At 57.5% G+C, this 19,344-nt stretch carries 15 protein-coding genes; 13 read left to right on the top strand and 2 right to left on the bottom strand.

Annotated elements, in window-relative coordinates; translation table 11 throughout:
• The first annotated feature begins 4 nt into the window (after nucleotides 1-4).
• Genes ERD84_RS00810 through ERD84_RS00775 form a run of 8 tightly spaced genes read left to right on the top strand, consistent with a single transcriptional unit; the run spans nucleotide 5 to nucleotide 11,334 of the window.
• The gene (locus ERD84_RS00810) at nucleotides 5-2,629 is read left to right on the top strand and encodes a DUF2169 family type VI secretion system accessory protein (protein WP_130037323.1); all 2,625 of its coding nucleotides are present in this window, start codon (nucleotides 5-7) and stop codon (nucleotides 2,627-2,629) included.
• Complete coding sequence (locus ERD84_RS00805) at nucleotides 2,622-3,569, top strand: pentapeptide repeat-containing protein (protein ID WP_167667204.1); 948 nt, start codon at nucleotides 2,622-2,624, stop codon at nucleotides 3,567-3,569. The genes ERD84_RS00810 and ERD84_RS00805 overlap by 8 nt, the downstream gene beginning before the upstream one ends.
• A gap of 16 nt (nucleotides 3,570-3,585) precedes the next feature.
• Nucleotides 3,586-4,185: a DUF3540 domain-containing protein gene (locus ERD84_RS00800; protein WP_130037319.1), complete on the top strand. Its 600-nt coding sequence runs from the start codon at nucleotides 3,586-3,588 to the stop codon at nucleotides 4,183-4,185.
• 31 nt (nucleotides 4,186-4,216) lie between these two features.
• On the top strand, nucleotides 4,217-4,621 hold the full coding sequence (locus ERD84_RS00795) for a DUF4150 domain-containing protein (protein WP_130037317.1): 405 nt from the start codon (nucleotides 4,217-4,219) through the stop codon (nucleotides 4,619-4,621).
• An 8-nt stretch (nucleotides 4,622-4,629) separates the two neighbouring features.
• Nucleotides 4,630-5,322 carry a type VI secretion system lipoprotein TssJ gene (gene tssJ / locus ERD84_RS00790; protein ID WP_130037315.1) on the top strand — a complete coding sequence of 231 codons (693 nt, stop codon included), beginning with the start codon at nucleotides 4,630-4,632 and terminating at the stop codon, nucleotides 5,320-5,322.
• The gene (gene tssK / locus ERD84_RS00785; protein WP_130037313.1) at nucleotides 5,319-6,716 is read left to right on the top strand and encodes a type VI secretion system baseplate subunit TssK; all 1,398 of its coding nucleotides are present in this window, start codon (nucleotides 5,319-5,321) and stop codon (nucleotides 6,714-6,716) included. The genes tssJ and tssK overlap by 4 nt, the downstream gene beginning before the upstream one ends.
• Before the next feature lie 3 nt (nucleotides 6,717-6,719).
• Nucleotides 6,720-7,391: a DotU family type IV/VI secretion system protein gene (locus ERD84_RS00780; RefSeq protein WP_130037311.1), complete on the top strand. Its 672-nt coding sequence runs from the start codon at nucleotides 6,720-6,722 to the stop codon at nucleotides 7,389-7,391.
• 4 nt (nucleotides 7,392-7,395) lie between these two features.
• Nucleotides 7,396-11,334, top strand: a complete 3,939-nt coding sequence (locus ERD84_RS00775; protein WP_130037309.1) for a type VI secretion protein IcmF/TssM N-terminal domain-containing protein — start codon at nucleotides 7,396-7,398, stop codon at nucleotides 11,332-11,334.
• Here the strand turns inward: ERD84_RS00775 and ERD84_RS00770 are convergent.
• Nucleotides 11,331-12,296, bottom strand: a complete 966-nt coding sequence (locus ERD84_RS00770) for a 2-hydroxyacid dehydrogenase (RefSeq protein ID WP_130037307.1) — start codon at nucleotides 12,294-12,296, stop codon at nucleotides 11,331-11,333. The genes ERD84_RS00775 and ERD84_RS00770 overlap by 4 nt on opposite strands.
• A 17-nt stretch (nucleotides 12,297-12,313) precedes the next feature.
• Nucleotides 12,314-12,589 carry a hypothetical protein gene (locus ERD84_RS00765; protein ID WP_130037305.1) on the bottom strand — a complete coding sequence of 92 codons (276 nt, stop codon included), beginning with the start codon at nucleotides 12,587-12,589 and terminating at the stop codon, nucleotides 12,314-12,316.
• 105 nt (nucleotides 12,590-12,694) lie between these two features.
• Here ERD84_RS00765 and ERD84_RS00760 point away from each other — a divergent pair, with 105 nt between their 5' ends.
• The 5 genes from ERD84_RS00760 to ERD84_RS00740 all read left to right on the top strand — a co-directional run bounded on the left by ERD84_RS00760 (nucleotide 12,695) and on the right by ERD84_RS00740 (nucleotide 19,342).
• Entirely contained in the window at nucleotides 12,695-13,618 is a 924-nt protein-coding gene (locus ERD84_RS00760; RefSeq protein ID WP_130037303.1) for a LysR family transcriptional regulator, read from the top strand.
• Between the two features lie 107 nt (nucleotides 13,619-13,725).
• Nucleotides 13,726-15,147: an FAD-dependent tricarballylate dehydrogenase TcuA gene (gene tcuA, locus ERD84_RS00755; protein ID WP_130037301.1), complete on the top strand. Its 1,422-nt coding sequence runs from the start codon at nucleotides 13,726-13,728 to the stop codon at nucleotides 15,145-15,147.
• Nucleotides 15,134-16,291 (top strand): tricarballylate utilization 4Fe-4S protein TcuB, encoded by a 1,158-nt coding sequence (tcuB, locus tag ERD84_RS00750; protein WP_130037299.1) that lies wholly within the window; start codon nucleotides 15,134-15,136, stop codon nucleotides 16,289-16,291. The genes tcuA and tcuB overlap by 14 nt, the downstream gene beginning before the upstream one ends.
• 139 nt (nucleotides 16,292-16,430) lie before the next feature.
• On the top strand, nucleotides 16,431-17,666 hold the full coding sequence (locus ERD84_RS00745) for an MFS transporter (protein ID WP_130037297.1): 1,236 nt from the start codon (nucleotides 16,431-16,433) through the stop codon (nucleotides 17,664-17,666).
• A gap of 224 nt (nucleotides 17,667-17,890) precedes the next feature.
• Nucleotides 17,891-19,342, top strand: coding sequence for an SLC13 family permease (locus ERD84_RS00740; RefSeq protein ID WP_130037295.1), 1,452 nt, complete (start codon nucleotides 17,891-17,893; stop codon nucleotides 19,340-19,342).
• Nucleotides 19,343-19,344: the final 2 nt, after the last annotated feature.

Below are 19,344 nucleotides of genomic sequence, written 5' to 3'. Positions count from 1 at the left end.
AGGCGTGCATATCCATAAACCAGAAGATGCCATGCTGATGCTGGGCTATGCAAGCCTGGCGGGCAAGCCCATGCTGACGATTACCGTAGGTTTTGCCTGCGACAGTCAACACGAGCGATTGAAAGAGCAGGATGCCTGGAAATGGCTGGTGTCACAGTTCCCCGACGAACTCTTCGATCTAGGCGAGAAAAAAAATCGTGGCGGCTTCGGCGTGGCGGGTAGCGCTTGCGCTCCTGCGGGCAAAGCGGTTACGGGCCTGACCGTCCGTGCCGGTGTGGGCAAGCAGAAAAGCCATCTGCTGGTACAAGGGGAACGTTATTGGATAAAGGGGGTGACAGGCTGGAGTACCAGTGCTCCCAAGCCTTTTGAACGTATGCCTATTGGGCTGGCGCGTGCCTACGGTGGACCGGACTGGCCTTATAACCCCTATGGGCGCGGTTATTTTCCCGATCCGAATGCAGGCGAGAATCAACCGCTGCCCAATATTGAATGGCCGGCTGCACCCGTGCTCACGCCTTCTGACCAGCCTCGCACGGCAACACTGGGTGCTCATCCTGTGGCCAGCGAACATCGCCTTCAGTGGCTCGGCACGCTGGATAACCGCTGGATGGAGGAACGCCTGCCGTGGCTGCCGGACGATACTGATGTGCGCTGGTTTGACCGTTTCGACGCTGCGCAGTGCCAGGACGGTTACTGGCGCGGTGATGAATCGTGGCATGTGGAAAACATGCATCCTCAGGGTGTGGTGCGCGGCAAACTCCCGGGCTTGCGGCCTCGTTTGCTGATGCGTACGGCTGGCAATCCTGACAGGCATATGGAGCTGGGCATGGACCTGGACACGGTATGGCTGTTTCCCAACGACGAGCGCATTGTTGTGCTTTACCGTGCCCAGGTTGAGGTCAGTCGTGAAGACGCCAAAGATGTGCTTGGCCTGGCCGTATTCATTGAAAACCTGTCGTCGAATCCCTTGTCCTTTGAGCATTGGTCGCAGAAATGGCGGCATGAGCTGGAGCAGGCTGCGGTGGTTCCCAGTGTCGTACCTGCAGCGGATCCCGAGTCGCTGGAACTGGTTCAGGGCATGCGCAAGCAGTATGAGGAAAAAGCACAGGCCTTATCCGATGCCATAGACAATAAATATGACCAGGCCATGCAGGAAGGCGAGGAGGAGGCAGCCAGTGCCCTTCGCGATATTGGCCTGGACTTGGAGGAAATGAAAAGCAAGTATTCGAACGTGCCCGATGAGGGTGACTTGCCATTCAAGCCGCCTGACAATGCCGCCGGTTTTGCCGCTGCACTCGAAGCGTATATCGATGAAGCATTCGCGACAGGAGAGTCCGAGGCGCGCAAGCACCTCGAGGATATTGGGCTAGATCTGGACGATATGAAGCTGAAGGCGCAGAACATGCCTGATGATGGAATGGACATGATGAAGGTCATGTCCTTTCTGCCTGACAGCCATCCAGGCAAGCAGGCAGCCATCGACGACTATCTGGCCTTTGAAAAGGAAATGGACGCCTTGCCAGACGAAATCAAAGCTTCGCACGAACAGGCCAAGGCCGAGTCCGACGCGCAGTTGCGGGAAACGCTGGCACTCATGTATGGCGATATGGCTGACGCGCCTGAAGGCCCGCGTGAGCGGCTGACCCGGGAGCAGGTATGCGCACGGCTGGCTGGTAAGGAGTCGCTAGGCTGGACGGAGCTTGAAGGGCTGGACCTGAATGGGCTGGATTTCAGTGGGGCCGATATGACGCGAGCTGTGTTGCGGACATGCTCGCTGAAGAATGCGGTGCTTTCCGGAGCCAGACTGTTTGAAGCGCAAATGGAAAAATGCGACCTGGACGAGGCCGTCCTGGCGGGCGCCAATTGTGAGTCCGCCCAGATCAAGGCCTGCACTTTTCGTAACGCCCGCATGGAGCACATGGATCTCAAGCACGCCCGCATAGCGGAGTGCACGCTGGACTATGCCAATCTTGAAGCAAGCAACTGGTCTGACGCTCAGGCCGATGAGTGTGATTTTCCCGGAGTCATATTGAAAAAAGCCAGCGGCAAACGTTGCCAGTTCAGAAATTGTCGCATGGTGGGCATGGACGCCAGTGCGGTCAGCCTGGAGTCTGCGGTTTTCCTCCAGTGTGCAATGGAAGGTACGCTGTTTTCCACGGCCGACATGACGGGAACAACTTTGCAGGCATGTCAGGCATCGCGCGTGCAGTTCGATGGAGCCAATATGCCCGGGCTACGCACCTTGCTGGACACACAGCTAAGCGATGCCAATATGCAAGGCGCCAATCTGGCAGATGCCAGTCTGCAAGACAGCTCGCTGCTGCGTGCCAATCTGCGCGAAGCCTGCCTGGACAGGGCCTTTATCAAGGCTTGTGACCTGACCGGCACTGATGCCTGGCGCATGAAGGCGCGTTCAGCTGATTTCACAGACAGCCGCGTTGCGCAGGCAAGCTGGCGGGGCGTGAATTTGATGCATGCTTCGGCGCGGAAGGCCACACTGGTGGATACCGACCTGACCGGCTCCAATCTGCACGCATTTCAGACCCGCACCGCCATGGTGCAGGGTCTGAAGCTTGAGCAGTCGCTCATGACGCGTTGTCGGCTGCTACAGGAGTATGACCGTGGCTGAAGCGCGCAGTGTGCAGACCATGCTGGAGATCCTGCGCAATGGGGGGCGTCTGGAGCGTAGCGCGCTGGCGGGCGCTGATTTGCGCCAGGCTGACTTGTCTGGCGTGCGTCTGACAGGGCTGGATCTAAGTGGAGCGCAACTGCTTGGTGCCAACCTGCAAGGCTGCGCCCTGAGCAACTGTGCGCTGGACCATGTCTGCCTGGATGCGGCGGTACTCACACAGGCCATTATTACCCAGTGCACAGCCAGGCACGCTTCGCTGCGCGGAACCAAGCTGGACCACATATGGATGCAGGATTGTGACTGGGACGAATGTGATTTTCATGTGACGGACATGACGCGCCTGGCAGCGCTAGGCAGTACTTTTCACCGTTGCACGATGCATACCGCCATCATCAAGGAAGCCTGGATGTCGAAATGCATATTCCAGGACATCAAATGGGATGGCGCTAGCTGGGACAAGGTTTTTCTACCGGACAGCAAAATGGAGATGTGCTCGATGGCTGGAGCCGTATTGACGCAGTGTGGTTTCAATCGTGTCACGGCGTCTGGGTTGAACCTGAGCAATGCACAGGCCGATGGAATATCGCTGTACCGGGCCACTCTTGATGAGGCTTGTTTCGACGCAGCATCGCTCGACGGTGCCATTCTGGACTTTGCCAGGCTGGATCACGTCACGCTGAAAGGAGCATCGCTATGCCGTGCCCGACTGCATGCCGCGACGTCGCTGGGCGTGGACTTCAGCGATAGCAATCTGTGTGATGCAGACTTATCTCACTTCCAGGCCGTCAATGCCGATTTCACCCGCGCCAGCCTGCAGGGCGCACTGCTGCATGCGGCGCAACTGCCCAGCGTGTCGTGGCGCGACGCCAGGCTCGAGAACGTCCGTCGCGACGACCCGATACTGCGCGAAGCGGAGCTGTGGCAACCCACCGTCTGATATCTAAAGCGAAACTATGAACATGACACAAACCCAAACCTCACCCAGAAAAAATGCCAATCATGCTTATCCCCAGGCCGCACACGGGCAGGCGCGACAATACCATGCGCGCCTGCTCATGCAGGAGGGACGTCGGTATTGTGCACTAACAGACGAAGGAGCCATATGGACGGTGGCTGCCGCTGGTTGTCTGCTGCAGCCTGCGGTGGGTGACACCGTCCTGGTCAGCATCATGAACGGTACAGCCTACGTGCTGACTGTGCTTGAGCGTGCCGACGACAGCAGGGTCGCGGTATTGGCAATGGAGGGTGACACCAGGTTGCAGGTTCAGCATGGTCAGCTGGAAATAGCTTGCCAGGACATGAAGGTGCAGGGTGAGCGGTTGTCCACGCGCTGGAAGCACCGCACCGACATTGCAACAGAGCATCTGGAATACGCCGCCCGCAGCGAAGTCTATTTGGGTACGAGCACGCGACGTATCAGCGGCCATGAAGAAACCAGTGCGGAATCCAGTCGCAGCGTGGTGCAGAAAGACTGGTCCACGCTTGCAGGCACTGCCAGCGTGGTGGGGAGGGATCGCATGGTGGTCGATGGCGATTCCGTTCAAATAGGCTAGGGCCAGTCAACACCCTTCAAGGAGACCTCATATGTTTGCTCTGACTATCGCAGGCGCCCAGGCTGTTGCCACCATTCCCGACACCTGCCTGACGCCGGCAGCGCCGTCGCCTGTGCCCATACCGTATCCGAACATGGCCACCACTGCGGCCGCCGACCCCGGCGGCATCGTCGAGAAAGTACTGATCAGCGCTGCGCCTGCCTTGAACCAAATGACCAAGATATTGCTCAGCAATGGCGACCAGGGCGGCACAGCCGGTGGTGGCGTTGTCAGCCATATGATCATGGGCGAAGTCGCTTTCGTGAACGGCAGCATGAAGGTCATGATAGGCGGCAAGCCGGGCGTACGACTTTCTTGCATGACCATGCATAACAAAGAGAACACAACCGGCCTCGTGGCATCGCCCAGCCAGGCCACCGTTATGCTGATGAGTTGAGTACCCCCATGATAGTCATAAGCCTCTTGCCAGTTTTCTTGGCCCGCCTGTTGGTGGTTGCCGCGTGCAGTTTGCTTTTGGCGGCTTGCGGGACCTCCGAGAAAGACGCCCTGAAGGAAATGAAATGGAGCTATTCGGACGACGGTGTACAAATCCAGGTGCAGGCCGCTCCTGCCTTGAATCAAGTCCAGGGTCAGCCACACATGCTGACGCTTGCGGTGGTGCAAATGGAAGATCCAAACGGCTTTACCGCACTGACCGCCAATGCCGCAAAGCTCAAAACCTTACTGCTGTCCGATAGCCCGCCCCAGGGGGTGCTGTCCATAAAGCGTATTTTCATCGCACCGGGCGAGGTCCGCAACCTGACACTGGAGCGTGTCGAGAAAGCCCAATACATAGGCCTGGCTGCAGGCTATGACCATCTGGATCCGGCCCGGTGCACGCGCCTTTATCGCATCGGGGTAGAGGTGGACTCATCCGGCATCATCGTCAAGTCTCGTACCGCCGTACCCGAGCCTCTCAGGATTCAGCTGCGCCTTGGGCCTGAAGGCATACAGGAATCGCCGGGCAGCAAGCTCGAACCGGTCGAACCGACCAAGCCCAAGGCTGGCCTGGTACCCGCAGCAGCGCCTACCCAGCCCAATGCAACATCAGCAGCCAGCTCTACTACTTCAAACGCCACACCTTCGGATGCCAAATGAACACGCAACTTAAACCAGCCATCTTCTGGCACCAGGGACTCTTTCTGGAGCCGCAGCATTTTCAGCATCAGGATGCGAAGCTGGAGCGTGCGCTGGAGCGGCATCTGGAACTGACCACCCCTTGGGCCTGGGGCTTCTGCTCATTGCAACTGGACGAGTCCGCGCTGCAGGCCCGCAGCCTGAGTATCAGTCATGTCGCAGTGCGCTGGAACGATGGCGCTTTTACCGAATTCCCCGGCAATGCCAGGGTGGAGTCCCGTCGTTTCGAGCTGACTGATTTTGCGCAGGGCCCCCGCAAGGCCTATTTGGGCCTGCGCCGCCTGATGGAAGACGAAGTCAATGTGCTGCGGTATGAGCACATCGAAGACGTTACGCAAAGCCGCTCGCGGTTTGCGGCATTGGCTGATCCGCAGCAGGTGCCCGACCTGTATTCAGACGGCGCCGCCGGGCATGTTGCCGTCATGGACTATGTGCTCAGAATCTTCTGGGAAGACGAAATTGAGCACCTGGGTGATTACCAGCTATTGCCTTTGGTCAGCCTGGAGCAGAGCGGAGAAACCGTGCACCCAATGCCGGCGTTTACCCCGCCTTGCATGACTCTGGCCGCAGCGCCTCAGTTGCAACGCCTGCTACAAGAGTTGCGTGATGAAATCATTGGCCGCGCCCGCCAGCTGGAAGTCTTCAAGAAGCCGCTGACCAGTCGCGAGCAGGAGGGCGATACGCAATTGACCTCCATGCTGGCCTTGTCGGTGCTGAATCGATATGGTTCGCAGTTGAATCATCTGATCGAAGGGCCGCAGGCTCATCCGTGGACTGTTTATGGGGTTCTGCGCCAGCTGGTTGGAGAGCTGAGCACCTTCACCGAATATTGTGATCTGCTGGGCGAGACACGCGATAGCCACTCTTTACTGCAGCCATACGAACATGCCGACCTGGGGCCTGTCTTCGACAGCATACGTACATTGCTCTTCCGTTTGCTCAACGAAATCACGCTGGGGCCTGAAATGTTCGTGCGTTTTGAGCGTGATGGTGCCGCCGACACCTTGTATCGCGCAGAACTGCCAGCCAGCTTCTTCGGCACCAGGTATCGCTATTACCTGATGGTAAGAAGTGCACTGGAGGTTTCCGAGACAAGCAGCTTGCTGATGCTGGAAGGCAAACTGGCCCCGATGGAAAGCATGGAGGTCACGGTGAACCGATCTTTGCCCGGCATAGAGCTGATTCCACTGCAGACATTGCCGCTCGGTATGCCGCGCCGCAGTGGCGCTGCGTATTTCAGGGTGGAAAGCCAGTCTGAACTGTGGGATGCCGTGGCTGCCGATGGCCGCCTGGCCTTATTCCTGCCCAACCCGCCTGAAGAGTTGCGTGTTGAGTTGATCGTCATTAAAGGATAGAAGATGCGCCTCGCCAGTTACTGGATACCAAGAATGGAGTTGGCTTACGCGGCTATCCGGCAAAGCGATACGAATGTAGAGGGTATTGTTGCACAGCTCAAGGAATCGTTGGACCAAGCCGGTGCGCAAGCCAGGCGAGCTGGCCACTCGTCCGAGTCTGTACAGAATGCCTTGTATGCAACGGTGGCCTGGATAGATGAGCTGGCCATGTCGGTCGCGTGGCCGGGGTCGGCAGCGTGGCGCCTGTCACCGCTGCAGCGTCACTACTTTGCCACGACGCGTGCTGGGGTAGGTTTTTTTGACCGACTGCAGGATTTGCCCGAACAGGCGACCGATGTGCGAGAAGTTTTCGCCTTGATGCTGATCGCCGGGTTCCAGGGTCAGTTTGCTCACCGGCCGGCCGCCGAGCTGGAACAGTTTCGCAATGCGTTGCTGGAACGGGTGGCACAGGAATCCAATATGGCTCCTGTGGGAGGCGGTCAGCCTTTGTTTCCAGAGGCCTACGCACTCGGAAAGCAAGTCGCCATGAGCCGGCGTCCAGTTGGTCCGTCGACGGCAGCTATTTTGATGGTGGTGCTGCCTTTACTCGTGTTGGTGGGTTTGTATGTGTACTTGAATACCCAGCTATTTTACGACACGGCAGAGCTGGTCAAGCCCTTGACCAAGGGGCTTTGAGGTCATGGCAAAGAAATTACTGAGCGTGCTTGCAGGATTCATCGTCCTGCTTATCCTGGCATTGGCGTGCTGGCTAGTAGGCGTGATTCTGGGTTGGCAGCTATGGCAATCGCTGGCGCTGTTCCTTGGCTGCGTTATTGCCGTATTAGTCCTGGGGTGGCTGCGGCGTCGTTGGCATGCATGGCGCCTGCGCAGGAGGCTGGCGCGTCCGGCCTTGAGTACGAGTGAAAGCACGGCCCAACTTGATGCTGATTGGAGTGCCGGGCTGAAGGCCCTGAGGCAGTCGCGGCTGTCGCGTTTTGGTTCGCCACTGTATGTATTGCCTTGGTTCCTGACACTTGGGCCCGAAGACCAGGCGCGTTCGTCCATGCTGCATCGCGCAGCCGGCCGTGATGCCGTGACGGCCAGCGGTGATGAAAATCCGGCTTTGCAGTGGTGGTTGTTGCCCAGCATGGTAATGCTGGACCCGGCTCCAGTGCAGCAGGCACTGGCACCGTCTGCGTCCGGATGGCAGCGCATGCTGCACTGGATGATGCACACTCGTCGGCGCGAGCCATTGAACGGACTGGTGCTGTGTTTCAGCAGCGAGTGGTTGGGCGAATCGAGCGATGCGCAGTTGTCGGATACTGGCTATATGTTGCGCCAGCGCCTTGATGAGCTGGTGCGTATCTATAACGCCCGGGTGCCGGTTTATATCGTATTGACCCATTGTGAGTCTGTTGACGGTTTTTCGGCATGGGCCAGGTCTCTTGCCGATGATGCCAGCAAGCAGGCCATGGGCTACGTGAACAAAGGCAAGCTGGCCAGTATCGGAGAGTTCATCGGAGATGCTTTTGGTCATATCGTGGCGCGGATGAGCGACCTGCGTGTGCTGCAGGGCAGGCATGAGCATCCTACCCCCGAAGCCTTCGGTCTGCCCGAACGCATGCTTGCCTTGTCCGGTCGCCTCGACAAAGTGCTGCGACCCGCGTTCCAGGTGACTCCCTATGCTGAAACCCCACTGCTGCGAGGTTTGTTCTTGACGGCTGGCCGCACAGGAAATGACAGTCACCAGGCCGACTGGTTCAGCGCGGGCCTGTTTGACGACGTATTGCCGGGGCAGCGCCATGCCTGGCAAGCACTGGAGCGTATGCGCCACTGGCGTCGGTTGTTGCGTCACGCTGCTGTTGCGGGCTGGCTGTTTGCCTGCGTGGCAGTTGGCGTGATGCTGGTGTATTCGGCGCAGACGGCCCGCGAGCAAATGCGGCTGGCGGGCAAGGGTGCCGGTACCGCTGGCGCTGATTTTTCGGGTGATTTGGCATCGGACTTGCGTGCCTTGCATTCCATACGTCGCGCAGTGCACACCCTGGATGATCGCCAAGGCTGGCAAAAAGACTGGATGCCATTCCAGCGGGATGTAAATAAGGCGCAGAGCCAGCTTGCAGATGCGTATGCCGATGCCTTTTATCGCGAGGTGATCGCGAAAAATCTTAACCCCTTGCTGGCAACAGTACTCAATGGAGCCCAGTCGGGTGTGCCGGATCAGGCGGCGATCGCATTGGCGCAGAATCTTGTTAGGCGTATCAATTTGCTGCAAGCCCGGCTTGCAGGCCAGAACCTGAGCAAGCTGCCTTTGCCTGGTACAGAGGTGCAGGCCATCGCAGCGGCTATACAGAAAGGATCGTTGAGCCCCATTGATGGGTTGCTGCTTGGCGATATGTATCGCGATTATCTGAGCTGGCAGAAAAATAAAGCTATTCTCACCGACGAGCAGCATGCCTTGCAAAAGGCCTTGAGCAATCTGGGTTTGTCAGCGCGCCCCATACAGTGGATTTATACCTGGACGGCTTTGCAGCCCGACTTACAGCCCATGCGTATGTCGGATTTCTGGACAATCGGGAAGGTAGAGGGCCTGCCGGAAGTGCCTTCAGCCATGACGCTGAGTGGCAAAAAAGCCGTCACGGCATTCATGAAAGAGCTGGCGCGCGCCACGGGCAATGACAAAGCCTGGCAGGAACGTCAGTCTCAGTACCAGAAGCTGTTCCTGGAGGAAGGTCTGGAGCACTGGTATACCTTTTCCGATGCCTTTGTACATGCACCGGATCTGATTGGAGATGCCAGTTCACGTCGCACCGTTCTGGCTTCTCTCATGACAACCACCGGGCCCTACAATAAATACATGGGCAAGCTGGCCAAACTGGGCCAGTCATTGCCAGCACAATCACGACCAGAGTGGTTGCAGCAGGCTATGCGCCTGGAAAAGCTGTCTGGTTTGGTGCAGTTGCCCAAGCCCGATGGCAAAGAGGCTCCTGCTGCCGGAGGTTCCAGCCTGACGACATTGCAAAACCTGAAAGTCGTGCAGGATTTCGGCGGAGACTTGCTCAAGGCCCTGCCCGAAGGCAACGCCATCAGGCAAGGTGTCTCCAGCCTGAGTTCTGACCAGCAGGCATTATCGTTGCTGCAAAACCATTGGGTGGGCGTCAGGACAACCATCCACTCGCTGCAGCAAGGCGAAGGCACAGCAATGGATACGGCCAAGCAGATCTGGTCTTACGGTCATGATCCGAAGGTAAAGAGCGTTGCCTTGGTCGATGCCCATAAGGCCATGGAGCAATTGCGGCGATCTTACGGTACCCCGACAGATCCTCGAACAGCCGTCGTGTGGCAACTGGAGTCGGGTGCCATGGATTTCACCCTGGACTATGCTGCGCGCAGCGCGGCATGTAGCCTTCAGCGCAACTGGGACGTCAATGTGCTGGGCACCGTCAAGGGTTTGACAGACAAGCAGCTGGCCAACACTTTGCTGTTCGGACCGCAAGGCCAGGTCAATGTGTTTCTGGATGGCGATGCCAGCTATTTTGTTTCACGCGATGGAACGCGCTACATGGCACGGGAGGCATTGGGCGACGTCGTTCCGCTCAATGGCCAGTTCTATGCCTTTGCCGGCCTGGCGCAAAAGCGTACGGCGAACCAGGCCGGACAGCAACTGGAGGACCAGCGCAACAAGGACGCCAACGCCGCATTGAAAGAGCAAGCCCAGCAACTGGATCAAAAAATTTCCAAACTGGAAGCCGTCAAGGGTAATGTGACCTTGAGCACAGAGCCCTCGCAAACCAACGCCAGCGCCCAGTTGCGTCCTGAAAGCATAAGCTTGAGCCTGCAATGTGCCAGCGGCCCCGTTACGCTGCAGAATTTGAATTTTGCCAACAGTCAGGTGTTCTCCTGGTCCATGTCCAGCTGCGCAAACACCATGCTCAGTATCAAGTATCCAGGGTTCGAGCTGCAGAAACAGTGGAGTGGTGCGGGTGGCTTCATTCAGTTTCTGAATGAATATGCCAGCGGTGTCCGACGCTATACGCCGGCAGATTTTCCGGAGCAGGCCGATATGCTGAAACAGGCCGGTATCGAGTGGCTGGATGTATCTTATCGGCAGCAGGGGCAGGAAAGCGTGCTGAAAGCGTTTGCAGAAGCCGACAAACTGCATGCACAGGCCCAGGAAATCCAGGCCAGGCTCGATGCCATGCAGCAAGACGCAGCGCAGGCGCCCGAGGCGCAAAGCACATCAGGGCTTCCTGCCTTGCCCGAGCAGATCATCATGGCCTGCATGGGCACTGCCGACAGCCTCAGCCCGGTGTTGACAGCCAGCATAGAGACACACGCGCCAGAAAATTCCGCTGAGCCTGCAGTGAAGCCCGAGCCGGAAGAGGCGCCGCCGAACCAGGGCCATGATACGAAGACGCAAGGCATGTATGCAGTTCAGGTGGGAGTCTTTGCCCATCCTGAAAAAGTAAGCGATGCGCTTGAGAAGGCACAGTACACACTACAGGATGAGCCCATTACACTGCATGGGAAGGATTACCGGAATATTCGCGTGACAGGCTATAAAACCCGCCAGGCAGCTGATGATGCCGCCAAAAAAATAGGAAGGCTGCTAGGCCTGAAACCTGTTGTCGTGGGAGGCTAGCGCACCCGGTTCGAGGGCGTGCCGCCAGAGAACCACGCTTGCAGGCCAGAGCACAGCAGCTCGCCCATGGCCAGGCGCGTGCGCAGGGTGCTGCTGCCAATATGGGGCAGGCCGAACACATTGGGCAACTGCCTGTACTCTGGGTGTATGTTGGGTTCGCCGGCAAAGACGTCCAGTCCGGCAGCGGCCACCGTGCCCGTTTTCAAGGCCTGCAGCAGGTCTTCATCGCATATGATGTCGCCGCGTGAAATATTGCAAACGACCGCATCGGGTGGCAGAAGTTGCAGAATACTTGCGTTGACAAGACCTCGGGTAGACGGGCTGGCCGGGCAGGCTATGCACAGAAAATCGCTATGCCGGGCCAGGCTTTCCAGGCTGGAGTGATACTGCGCCCCGGCTTCGAGCTCGGCGCCGAGCCTGTTGCGATTATGGTAATGCACCGCCATGTCGAAGCCGCGTGCCCGCTTGGCGATGGCGCGCCCTATGCGACCCATGCCCAGAATACCCAGCCGACTACCCCAAACGTCGCGACCTATCAGTTGGCGTGGGCTCCAGCCTTGCCATGTGCCGCCGCGTATAAGATCTATGCCCTCGATGACGCGTCGTGCCGCGCCAAGCATCAGCAGCCAGGCGGTATCGGCGCAGGCCTCGTCCAGTACGTCGGGTGTACTCAGCACGGCTATACCTTTGGCCTGCAAGGCATCCAGATCAAGATGGTCGTTGCCGACGGAATAGGTGCACACCACCTTTATCGAAGGCGCAAGCCGCTCTACGGCAGTCTTGTCCAGACGATCGGTTGCTGTCAGCACAATGGCATCCATGCCTTGCGCATTTTCAATCAGCTCGTCGGTATGCAGCACACGGCCCGTGTCGTTATAGCCTGCGCCAAAGCGGGTAGTGAACAGCGCCAGGACTTCGGGAGGAAAATTGCAGGCGACGTAGATTTTTGGATTCGTGTTCATGAGAGTGCTTGAGTTTTTTACGCTGAGCCCAGGCTGCGCTCCAGCAGTTCGCCAATGACTTCATTCGTGCTGATGTCTCGTTCGCCGGCCAAACGCCGGATTTCGTCGATCTGTGCTTGTTTGATCTTGACGGGAAAGGAGACCAGTCCCTGTGCCTGGTCCAGCTTGCGCTGCTCGCGGCGGTCGAGAGCCGGGCTGTTTGTATCGCCGGCGAACCGTCCCGGCACAGCGGCTTGCTTCATTTTACCCATTAGCTTCAGGGCTTTGTTTTTTTCAAGATCGGTTTTTTTCATGGGGAATCCAATAGAAGGTGATGCAGTGTAGCGCTGTAATGGAAAACGGCCGCTACAATTCCCAGCATGAATACGCTTTTCAATCTTTGCTAGGCATCTGCCACTATGGAACTGCGCCAGCTGCGTTATTTTGTGCGGGTCGTTGAATTGGGCAGCATGGGCCGTGCTGCCCAGGATCTTGGCGTCGTCACGTCTGCACTCAGCCAACAGATCAGCCGCCTGGAAAGCGAACTCAGTACGCGCCTTTTGCAGCGTAGCTCCACGGGTGTAGTGCCTACGGCGGCAGGCCTGGCACTGTGCCAAGAGGCCGAACTGGTGCTGAGGCATGCCGCCAATGCGGTGCGTGCGGCGCAGGCGGCACGGCTTGCCGGACACGTATCAATAGGCATGGCTCCCACGACCTCTTCGATATTGGGGGTGCCTTTGCTGCGCGCCATGCAATCCCGCTATCCGGATGTCAAGCTGCATTTGGTTGAAAGCCTGTCGGGGAATCTGTCGCAACTGTTGAGCAGGCGACAGCTCGATCTTGCCGTATTGTTTCATGCGGGCAGTCATCAGGGCTGGACCTTATTGCCGCTGCTGACCGAACAGTTGTTTGTGGTGGCTCAGCCAGATCGATACGCGTTGCCCGAAGTGGGTGGCTTAACACTGCACGATATCGTCGATTTGCCACTGGTTTTGCCCACTGGGTCGCATGGTTTGCGGGCGGTTATTGATGCGGCCTTCTTCCATGAAGGGCGCGAGCCCAATGTGGTTGCCGAAGTGGATGGACTATCTATGCTGATGGACATCGTCCATGCTGGCCTGGCTGCTACCATACAGCCCGGTGCTGCGGTCGTTCGGGCGAATGACCGGCAGTTGTTGCGGGTCCCTTTGCTGCATGACAGGATGGTGCGCCGTAATATCGTTGCCAGCCTGTCTGATGATCAGCTCTCTCCGGCCGGACTAGCCGCAAGAGTCGTCTTGATGGACGTGATGCGTGCACTGGTTGCGGAGGGGCGTTGGCCTGGCGCAACCCTCACAGGCTAGCCCTGCGACTCTTCACAAATCGTGAAGACCTGTGGCCATATGCCTCGTAGCGGAACAAGACGAACAGACCTACAGTGTCGACTATATAGTTCTCCACGAGTCGATCCATGTTCGATGTACTTGTTATTGGGGGTGGCAACGCTGCCCTGTGCGCTGCCCTGTGCGCGCGCGAAGCCGGCGCCAGCGTACTTTTGCTGGAGGCCTCGCCCCGCGAATGGCGTGGCGGCAATTCCCAGCACACCCGCAATTTGCGCTGCATGCACGATGCGCCCCAGGATGTATTGATAGACGCCTATCCCGAAGAGGAGTACTGGCGCGATTTACTGGCCGTGACGGGTGGCCAGACCAATGAAAAGCTGGCGCGCCTGGTCATTCGTGCGTCCTCGTCCTGCAGGGGTTGGATGCGCAAGCATGGCGTGCACTTTCAGCCGCCGCTGTCGGGTGCATTGCATGTTGCGCGTACCAATGCTTTTTTCATGGGCGGGGGCAAGGCCCTGGTCAATGCCTACTATCGTAGTGCAGAGGACCTGGGCGTACAGATACGCTACGACTCGCCCGTAGATAAGCTTGAAATACGTGATGGGCGCTTTATTGCCGCTTACACCAACGGCGAACGGATCGAAGCGCGTACCTGCGTATTGGCTGCCGGCGGCTTCGAGTCCAACCGTGAGTGGCTGCGTGAGGCCTGGGGCCAGAATGAGCGTGGTGAATGGCCGGTCGACAATTTCCTGATCCGCGGCACGCGGTTCAATCAAGGGGTGCTGCTTAAGCACATGTTTGAGGTCCATCAGGCCGACAAGATTGGTGACCCCACCCAGGCGCACATGGTGGCGATCGATGCACGCGCGCCTTTATATGACGGCGGCATCTGCACCCGTATCGACTGTGTATCGCTGGGCGTGGTGGTGAACCGCGAGGCCCAGCGTTTCTATGATGAAGGGGAAGACTTCTGGCCCAAGCGCTATGCCATATGGGGCCGTTTGCTGGCTGGCCAGCCAGGCCAGACTGCCTACTCCATTATTGACAGTAAAGCGGTGGGACGCTTCATGCCACCGGTATTCCCCGGCGAAAAAGCCAACAGCTTGCCCGAGCTTGCGGACAAGCTGGGATTGAACACAGATGTATTCATGCAAACACTGAACAGCTACAACCAGGCCTGTAAGCCCGGTACTTTCGACCATACCAAGTTGGACGACTGCCATACCGAGGGGCTATCGCCCGCCAAGACGCATTGGGCCTTGCCCCTGGATAAACCGCCGTTCTACGGCTATGCGCTGCGGCCAGGCGTGACTTTTACCTATCAAGGGTTGCTGACCGACGAGACTGCAGCCGTGCGTTTTCAGGATCAACCAAGCGTGAATCTGTTTGTCGCCGGCGAAATGATGGCCGGCAATGTGCTGGGCAAAGGTTATACCGCCGGTATCGGGATGTCGATCGGGACGGCTTTTGGACGTATTGCCGGCACGAATGCCGCCAAGGCTGCTTTGAGCCCCATAAACAGCAGCGAGGCCAGTCATGCAGTCGCTTGATACCCTGACCAAAGACGCCGTGGACCTGGGCGGCGGCGCTGTATCGTTGACGACAACAGAGGCCGAGGCGGCAAGGCAACTGCAGGTGTGCAACGCCTGTCGCTATTGCGAAGGCTTTTGCGCCATGTTCCCGGCCATGACGCAACGCTTGATGTTTGAAAAGGCAGATGTCCATTACCTGGCAAACCTGTGCCACAACTGTGGTGCCTGTTTGCACGCCTGTCAGTATGCGCCTCCGCACGAGTTTGCAATTAATGTGCCGCAAGTCATGGCGCAAGTGCGTGGCCAAACGTACAAAGATTATGCCTGGCCGCCCGCTCTGGGAAAACTGTACGAGCGCAACAGTCTTGTGTTGGCCATGGCTTTGGCCGCTGGCCTGGCGCTGTTTCTTGCCCTGGCCGTGGCCATGGGCGGCGGATTGTGGAACAGTGCCGTGGCGGGTGACTTCTATAACGTCTTTCCGCACAATCTTCTGGTAGGACTGTTTGCGCCGATATTCCTGTTTGCGATTCTGGCGCTGGGCATGGGCGTGCGTCGTTTCTTGCGTGATGTCGGGCCCGCCACCAGCGGTGCACAGGCCAATGCGCCAGCGGCCCTGGAAGCCACTAGTGCCGTGCTGCAGTTGAAATACCTGGACGGTGGGCACGGGCAGGGTTGCAATAATGAAGATGACAGATTCACCTTGTCGCGCCGGCGTTTTCATCATCTGACCTTTTACGGCTTCATGCTGTGCTTTGCCGCGACCAGTCTCGCTACTGTGTATCACTATGCGTTCGGTTGGCAGGCGCCGTATGACTTGCCCAGCCTGCCCAAAATACTTGGAGCGGTGGGCGGTGTGGCGCTGATGCTTGGCACGGCAGGGCTTTGGGTCTTGCATCGCCGCCGTCATCCTTTGCACGGTGATGCTGCGCAAAAACCCATGGACCTTGGGTTTATCGCTTTGCTGTTCCTGATCAGTGCCAGTGGTTTGGCCTTGTGGCTGGGACGTAGTACGCCGGCCATGGCTGCTCTGCTGTGCTTGCATCTGGGCGCAGTCATGGCTCTTTTCCTGACCATGCCTTACGGCAAGTTCGCGCATGGTTTTTTTCGCAGCGCCTCTTTATTGCGGTATGCAGTAGAAAAACGGCAAAAAAAATCAACTTGAGCTGGCGCTAAGGCTGTGCATCGAGAGGATGGAACGGTGTAAGCCGGTTTTGCCGAATATGTGGTAAACCATAGGTTTTCTGCTGAACAACAAATGATGTTCGGTCTGTGTGTCAGGACGTTTGAACCCGGAGCATCTCTTGTCCGAAGCTGAAGCTGCACCATTGAACTCAATATCTTCCGCGTTATCGGAGCGTGAGCAACGCGGAAATATTGCCCGCCTGACGATTGCGCAGGCATTGGCGGGCGCCAACGCGGTGGTGGTGTATGCCACCGGCTCCATCATCGGCCATACCCTGGCGCCAGATAAGTCGCTGGCAACCTTGCCGATTTCGATTTTCGTCGTGGGCATGGCCGCATGTATCTTGCCGGCCGGTGCCATCGCCCGGCGGCACGGACGGCGTGCTGCCTTTCTTGCCGGAACGGGTTGTGGCGTGTTGGTCGGTGTACTGGCAGCGATAGCGGTGGTGCTGGGCTCGTTCTGGTTATTCTGTCTGGCCACCTTTTTTGGCGGTGCGTACGCGGCCGTCATCCTGTCATTTCGCTTCGCCGCTGCTGACGGCGTAGAGCCAGCCCAGCGCGCACGTGCGCTTTCGTTCGTGATGGGGGGTGGTGTGGTTGCCGGGGTCATAGGATCTCAACTGGTTACCTACACCATGCATTTGTGGCCGCCGCATTTATTTGCTGTGTCGTATCTGGCCCAGGCCGCCGTGGCGGTGCTGTCGGCATTGGTGTTGTTCGGTGTACGTTTGCCGATGCCGACGGCAGCAGAGACCGCAGGGGGGCGGCCGCTGGGTGCCATCGTGCGTCAGCCGCTGTTTATTACCGCAGCAATCTGCGGCACGGTATCGTATTTGCTCATGAACTTTCTCATGACGGCGGCGCCGTTGGCCATGCAGTTGTGTGGCCTGCCACAGGAAAGTTCCAATCTGGGCCTTCAATGGCATGTGATTGCAATGTATGGGCCCAGCTTCTTTACAGGCCGGCTCATCACCCGGTTTGGAGCCAGGCGGGTGGTGATGGCAGGTTTATGCCTTACCGCGCTTGCCGTGGCTGTAGGGTTGACGGGAATCGATGTCGCCCATTTCTGGCTTACCTTGATCTTGCTGGGCGTAGGTTGGAATTTTGGCTTTATCGGTGCCTCGGCATTGGTGCTGGAATGTCATCGTCCGGAAGAAAAAACGCGTGTGCAATCGTTCAATGACTTTATTGTTTTTGGCGTGATGGCAATAGGCTCGTTTGCATCCGGCAGCTTGCTTGCAGCCTATGACTGGAGCGTAGTTCTGTGGGTTGCCTTGGCGCCGCTCTTGCTGGCGGTGGGAACTTTAATGATCACATCAACAGCCAAAATGCCAGCGGCGATGGGTGCCAAGTGAGCAATGGAGCCTGCTGCTAACGTTATCTTGGTAGTTTCGTGCCATTCAGGCAGATACGGTGCGCAGCCTATTTTGCGGGCACTATATTGCAAAAGAGGAGCCAGATTTGGCCCTTAGCAAAATGCTGGAAATTCTTGCTCGATAGTCAATCTCCATAGCCAGGCGAGGACGCAAAGTCTTATACACGATAAAATGCCGCCTGTAACTTAGGAGAAATACTTAAAATGGCATCGACAACCGAGGCCCCAACGTCGTCCCGCACCGCCTGGGTGGGACTGATTCTGGGTCTATTTTTATTTTTGGTATGTATAGTTTCAGACCCGCCCGGGGGTATGTCTGAAGCGGCGTGGTCTGCGGCAGGCCTGACGCTATTGATGGCGGTTTGGTGGGCCACTGAAGCCATACCTATTCCAGCCACCTCGTTGCTTCCGATTTTACTCATTCCTGTATTGGGTATTGGCACCTTGGGCAGCGCGACTTCCCCCTACGCCAATTCGGTCATTTTCCTCTTTCTGGGCGGTTTTGTTATTGGCCTGGCGATGCAGCGGTGGAATTTGCACCGTCGTATTGCGCTGAGCATCTTGCAGGCAATGGGCAACAAACCACGTAAGCAGATTGCTGGCCTCATGATCGCTACCGGGTTTTTGAGTATGTGGGTCAGCAATACCGCCACGGCGATCATGATGTTGCCAATAGGCCTGTCTGTAGCCGATATGCTGACTGCCGGCTCGAGCTCAAAAGAAGAAAACAACCGGTTTGTCACGGCCATGCTTCTGGCTATAGCCTATGCGGCCAGTATTGGCGGCATCGCTACATTGATTGGCACACCGCCCAATGCCTTTCTGGCGGGCTTCCTGAGTAAAACGTATGGCGTGGAAATCGGTTTTGGGCAATGGATGCTGTTGGGTGTGCCTGTTGCCGTGATCGTGATGGCGTTTACATGGTGGTGGCTTACACGCAAAGGTTTCAATCTGAAAGGTGGTGATAGCAGTGCAGCCATTGGGCAGGCCTTGGCTGAGCTTGGTCCCATGAGCCGTGGTGAAAAGCTGGTGGCGCTGGTTTTTGTTTTGGCTGCGCTGGCATGGATTTTCCGCCCTATATTGGCAAATTACATTCCGGGTCTGAACGACACGAGCATCGCTATCGCAGCAGCTTTGCTCTTGTTCGCCATTCCGGTCGATATCCGAAAGCGCGTTTTTCTAATGGATTGGGAAAGTGCAGACAAGTTGCCCTGGGGCGTATTGCTGTTGTTTGGTGGTGGCTTGTCGCTATCAGGCGTAATCGGGACGTCCGGGTTGGCGCAGTGGATTGCCGAAAATATGGATTGGGTGGCTACATTGCCCGGCCTGTTCATGGTGGTTGTCGTTGTAGTAGTGATTTTGGGCTTGACTGAACTGACCTCCAATACTGCTACTGCGGCAACGTTCTTGCCGCTACTGGGTGCCCTGGCCATTGCACAGGGTATCCCGCCGGAAATGTTGGCTATACCTGCCGCCATCGCCGCTAGTTGTGCCTTTATGATGCCTGTGGCTACGCCCCCCAACGCCATTGTGTTTGGTACCGGCCACATGAAGATCCAGTCCATGATCAGGGCCGGTTTCGTTCTGAATCTGGTTAGCGTATTCGTGATAACTGGCTTGTGCTATTTGCTTATTGGCATGATCTGGGCGCATTAAGT

Origin of the sequence: Pollutimonas harenae (assembly GCF_004153685.1) — a bacterium.
Taxonomy (GTDB): Bacteria; Pseudomonadota; Gammaproteobacteria; order Burkholderiales; family Burkholderiaceae_B; genus Pusillimonas_C; species Pusillimonas_C harenae.
Note: the sequence above shows the minus strand (reverse complement) of the source record. Positions and strands in the feature narration are given on the sequence as shown.

Excerpts from the sequence above, each read along its gene's own strand:
- ERD84_RS00775 (WP_130037309.1), top strand. The coding sequence starts at position 7,396 with ATGGCAAAGAAATTACTGAGCGTGCTTGCAGGATTCATCGTCCTGCTT.
- ERD84_RS00780 (WP_130037311.1), top strand. The coding sequence starts at position 6,720 with ATGCGCCTCGCCAGTTACTGGATACCAAGAATGGAGTTGGCTTACGCG.
- ERD84_RS00740 (WP_130037295.1), top strand. The coding sequence starts at position 17,891 with ATGGCATCGACAACCGAGGCCCCAACGTCGTCCCGCACCGCCTGGGTG.
- tcuA (WP_130037301.1), top strand. The coding sequence starts at position 13,726 with ATGTTCGATGTACTTGTTATTGGGGGTGGCAACGCTGCCCTGTGCGCT.
- tssK (WP_130037313.1), top strand. The coding sequence starts at position 5,319 with ATGAACACGCAACTTAAACCAGCCATCTTCTGGCACCAGGGACTCTTT.
- ERD84_RS00795 (WP_130037317.1), top strand. The coding sequence starts at position 4,217 with ATGTTTGCTCTGACTATCGCAGGCGCCCAGGCTGTTGCCACCATTCCC.
- tssJ (WP_130037315.1), top strand. The coding sequence starts at position 4,630 with ATGATAGTCATAAGCCTCTTGCCAGTTTTCTTGGCCCGCCTGTTGGTG.
- ERD84_RS00760 (WP_130037303.1), top strand. The coding sequence starts at position 12,695 with ATGGAACTGCGCCAGCTGCGTTATTTTGTGCGGGTCGTTGAATTGGGC.
- tcuB (WP_130037299.1), top strand. The coding sequence starts at position 15,134 with ATGCAGTCGCTTGATACCCTGACCAAAGACGCCGTGGACCTGGGCGGC.
- ERD84_RS00770 (WP_130037307.1), bottom strand. The coding sequence starts at position 12,296 with ATGAACACGAATCCAAAAATCTACGTCGCCTGCAATTTTCCTCCCGAA.
- ERD84_RS00765 (WP_130037305.1), bottom strand. The coding sequence starts at position 12,589 with ATGAAAAAAACCGATCTTGAAAAAAACAAAGCCCTGAAGCTAATGGGT.
- ERD84_RS00800 (WP_130037319.1), top strand. The coding sequence starts at position 3,586 with ATGAACATGACACAAACCCAAACCTCACCCAGAAAAAATGCCAATCAT.